Below are 4176 nucleotides of genomic sequence, written 5' to 3'. Positions count from 1 at the left end.
TTGAGATGTCGGGTATCTGTCCGCACCCCCCTATTTAAATGGGGGATTGTGATGCAATGACCGCCTACGCGGACTAAGATATTTAGGCCGCGTAGGCGGACTTCGCACTACTAGCCGAGACTTTAGTCTCCAGGCACCGCCGATCCCGACCTGAAATCAACATTGCGACTAATCCCGTCCATCCTGTCTGATGACTTGCGCCGAGTCCCGCGCCAGTGTCACCATTAAAATACTCATAAAATAGCAATAAATCTTGCCACTGTGGATGTTGAAATATAGGATCGCGATCGTGAACTGGACGATCGGATCGATCGTCCGGTGCGAAAATACTAATCAAACGACGCGATAGCTCTGTTGCTACTTCGTCCAGGTTCATCCATTGTCCCGAACCCGTGGGACATTCGACTTGGAAATCATCGCCGACGTAGTTGTGAAATTTTTGCAATGATTCAATCAGGAGAAAATTCATCGGAAACCAAATCGGGCCGCGCCAGTTAGAATTGCCGCCAAACATGCCACTGGTTGATTCAGCGGGTTCATAGCTGACTTGGTGTCGTTGGCCATTAACATCAAACGTGTAGGGGTGTGCGGCATGAAATTTGGACACCGATCGAATCCCGTAAGGGCTGAGGAATTCCGACTCGTCGAGCAGCCGTTGTAAAATGGGTCGGAGTCTGTGGACTGGATTGACAATTGCCAACAAGTGCCGACCCAGATCGCCTGTAGTTGTCAAGGAAGCAATCTGACAGTGCAACTGCGGGCGGTTGGCGATAAACCATTCAAACCGCTGGCTAAAGCTCTTAAATCGATCGAGTGTGGCTGGTTCGAGAATTTCGACGGCAAATAGCGGTATCAACCCGACCATCGATCGCACTTTCAACCGATGCCAATTGCGATCGGGTAAACGCAACAGATCGTAATAAAACCGATCTTCCTCGTCCCACAAAGACATCTTATTTGTGCCAATATGGTTCATCGCATCCGCAATGTAGAGAAAATGCTCGAAAAATTTACTAGCAATATCTTCATAAGTTGGATTCGTTATTGCCAATTCTAAGGCGATCGTCAACATATTCAAACAATACATCCCCATCCAACTGGTAGCGTCGGATTGTTCGAGATATCCACCCGTCGGCAGTGCCGAGCTGCGATCGAAGATGCCAATGTTATCTAAACCCAGAAAGCCACCTTCAAACACATTATTGCCATTGACATCTTTTTGATTTACCCACCATGTAAAATTGAGCAGTAATTTCTGAAATACCCGCTCTAGGAAGTCAGTATCGGCGCGATCGTAAAGTGACTTTTCAATCTGATAAACGCGCCAGGTTGCCCAAGCATGAACGGGCGGATTGACATCGCCAAAATGCCACTCATAGGCGGGAATCTGTCCGTTCGGGTGCATGTACCATTCTCGTGTCAACCGATCTAATTGTCGCTTGGCAAAGTCGGGATCGATCGTCGCCAGCGGCAAGCAGTGAAACGCCAGATCCCAAGCGGCAAACCAGGGAAACTCCCACTTATCAGGCATCGAAATAATGTCATCATTAAACAGATGAATCCAATTTGAATTGCGCGGATGGTGCCGCTGCGGCTGCTGTTGTGCCGGATCGCCCTGGAGCCAGTCTTCAACTACATAATGATAATACTGTTTCGTCCACAGCAGTCCCGCGAATGCCTGTCGTTGAATATTTCGCGCCTCAACAGAGATTGGATCGGGTGAGATCCGCTGATAAAATTCATCTGCTTCTTGCTGACGCAGTGCAAACACATCGGCAAATTCGGCGAAAGGTGTGGCTAAATCAGCACAGTTTGTCAATCGTAATTGGATCGTTTTTGATTGATGGGCATCCAGAGTTAGTTCGTAATTAGCAGCGGCTTTGGTGCCGATCTGCTGGGGATTTATGGCTTCAGTTTGCCCATGCACAATATAATTATGAATGCCATCTTTGACGTAGGGTGATGAGTTTTGAGTACCAAATAATCGCTCGGAATTAGTCTCGTTTTCGGTAAATAATAGGGCTGTGGATTGACAATACAGGTAGCGATCTCCCAAGGTGGGATGATTAGCGACGATGACATGATGCGAGTCACTACTATCGCGTTGCCGTAACTGCGGTTTGGGACTATTGAGATCCCACGACCAAGTATTCCGAAACCAGAGTGTTGGTAATAACTGGAGCGTACTCTGTTCCGCGCCGCGATTGATGGCGGTAATCTGAATCAGTATGTCTTCATCGGTGGCTTTGGCATACTCGATATAGACATCAAAATAGCGATCGTCATCAAAGATGCCCGTAGCTGCTAACTCAAACTCTGGATCGCCATAACTCCGCCGTTGGTTCTCCTGCACGAGTTGGGTGTAAGGAAAAGCGGCGTGTGGATACTTGTAGAGATACTTCATATAGGCATGGCTGGGCGTGTTGTCGAGATAGAAGTAGTACTCCTTGACATCCTCGCCATGATTGCCTTCAGGGCCAGTCAAGCCAAATAGCCGCTCCTTGAGAATCGCGTCTGCACCATTCCACAACGCGACCGCAAAACACAACCGTTGATGATTGTCAGAAATGCCAGCAATCCCATCTTCACCCCAACGATACGCCCGCGATCGAGCATGGTCGTGGGGAAAATGCTCCCAAGCGGCACCATCGGCACTATAATCTTCTCGAACGGTGCCCCACTGACGTTCGCTCAAGTATGGCCCCCATTTGCGCCAATAGGCTTGGCGATCGCGATCGGCTTGCAGTCGGTTTTCTTCTGCGGTCATGATTAGGCTTTAGGTTTTAGGTTTTAGGCTTTAGGCTTTAGGCTGACCAGGATTCGCGAAAATCGGCGTAGAGGGTGAGTCCACCATCGATATACAGTGTTTGTCCGGTGATATAAGCCGCTTCATCGGAAACAAGAAATGCCACAGCCGCCGCCATCTCTTCCGACGTGCCAGCTCGTCCCATCGGAATATGGCTCTCGACCACAGCTTTTTTTTCTGGGTTATCGATCCAATCTTGGTTAATCGGTGTCACAGTGGCACCAGGCGCGATCGCGTTGACGCGAATCTGCCGATCGGCATATTCTAATGCCAGCGTTTTGGTGAGATTCCCCATCCCACCTTTACTAATCGAATAACTCAAATATGTAGGGCGCGGAATAATCTCATGAACGCTAGAAATATTGATAATACTGCCAGCTTGCTGCCTGGATAATAGATGTTTGATTGTTTCCCTCGCGCAGAGAAACGACCCCCGAAGATTGGTATCCAAGACTCGATCGAACTCATCTGCGGATAGCTCGTGTGACGGAGACTCTGTTTGAATTCCCGCATTATTAATCAAAATATCCAGACCCCCAAATCGATCGACAACCGTATTAATCAGCTCGATAACCTCATCTTCTTTAGAGACATCACCCTGGACGATTAGCGATTTTACGCCGCAATTTTCGACTGCTTGCCCACAAGCTTTCTCCATCGCCTGTTCTTCAGTTTCGGCGGCTTCTGCGGCATTTTTGCGGTAGTTGATGGCAACATTGCAACCTTCTTGAGCGAGTCGTATGGCGATCGCCTGACCGATCCCCGAACTCGCGCCAGTAATCAGGACATTTTTTCCGGTTAATCCTTTCATAAAAATATAAATGAGAGTTGGGAATTGCCGAATCTTACATTAGATGTATCACACTAATGGAACTATCTACATCTATTCAAAGGTAGAGGCTTGACATCAGTTTCTTTCTGACGATCGACACAGGAGTTGCCATTTACGATTCTAGCCGGAGCATTCGATCGGTAGATGTGTTTATAGTTAGGTAAATTTTGCAGTAAACCAACTGGTAGAGATTGCCGTACGCGCCTTTTCTCTAAGAATTAACGATTTGTTTACTGCTATCCGCTGCATCGACCAGTTGAGTGCTGCTCTATGTCATTTCGCCCAACAACAAATTAATTTATTCAAAAATTAGTTCGTGATGCTAAAGCTACGATCGTGCCCATCGATCGTGCCGCAGCACTAAAAATTCAATATCCAGAATTTGGATCGGCGATCCTACCCAAAGGTGTTTATCAAGGTAATACTGCTATTCCAGCACAAGATTTACCGACAATTTCCGTGCGCCGGATCTTGGTTGCCAATCATCGAGTTAGTACGGAAGCCATCTACGAACTGACGAAGACAATCTATGAAAACC

At 47.7% G+C, this 4176-nt stretch carries 3 protein-coding genes and 1 pseudogene; 2 read left to right on the top strand and 2 right to left on the bottom strand.

The genetic code is table 11. From position 1 onward, the window contains the following. Window positions 1-82 precede the first annotated feature (82 nt). On the bottom strand, window positions 83-2767 hold the full coding sequence (locus RMO52_RS05895; protein ID WP_310411817.1) for an MGH1-like glycoside hydrolase domain-containing protein: 2685 nt from the start codon (window positions 2765-2767) through the stop codon (window positions 83-85). Between the two features lie 37 nt (window positions 2768-2804). Beyond that, on the bottom strand, window positions 2805-3617 hold the full coding sequence (locus tag RMO52_RS05890) for a glucose 1-dehydrogenase (protein WP_310411815.1): 813 nt from the start codon (window positions 3615-3617) through the stop codon (window positions 2805-2807). A 181-nt stretch (window positions 3618-3798) separates the two neighbouring features. On the opposite strand from RMO52_RS05890, the pseudogene RMO52_RS05885 reads away from it, so the two are divergent. Together RMO52_RS05885 and RMO52_RS05880 are read left to right on the top strand one after the other, a co-directional pair. After that, window positions 3799-3933, top strand: a pseudogene (locus tag RMO52_RS05885) (DUF2254 family protein); the annotation flags it as partial. A gap of 41 nt (window positions 3934-3974) precedes the next feature. Beyond that, window positions 3975-4176, top strand: a 202-nt coding sequence (locus RMO52_RS05880) for a TAXI family TRAP transporter solute-binding subunit (protein ID WP_310411813.1), incomplete at its 3' end; no start/stop codon positions are given.

Origin of the sequence: Chamaesiphon sp. OTE_8_metabat_110, assembly GCF_031382685.1 — a bacterium.
In the GTDB taxonomy this organism is placed as follows: Bacteria; Cyanobacteriota; Cyanobacteriia; order Cyanobacteriales; family Chamaesiphonaceae; genus Chamaesiphon.
This window is presented reverse-complemented; position numbering and strand designations above follow the sequence as displayed.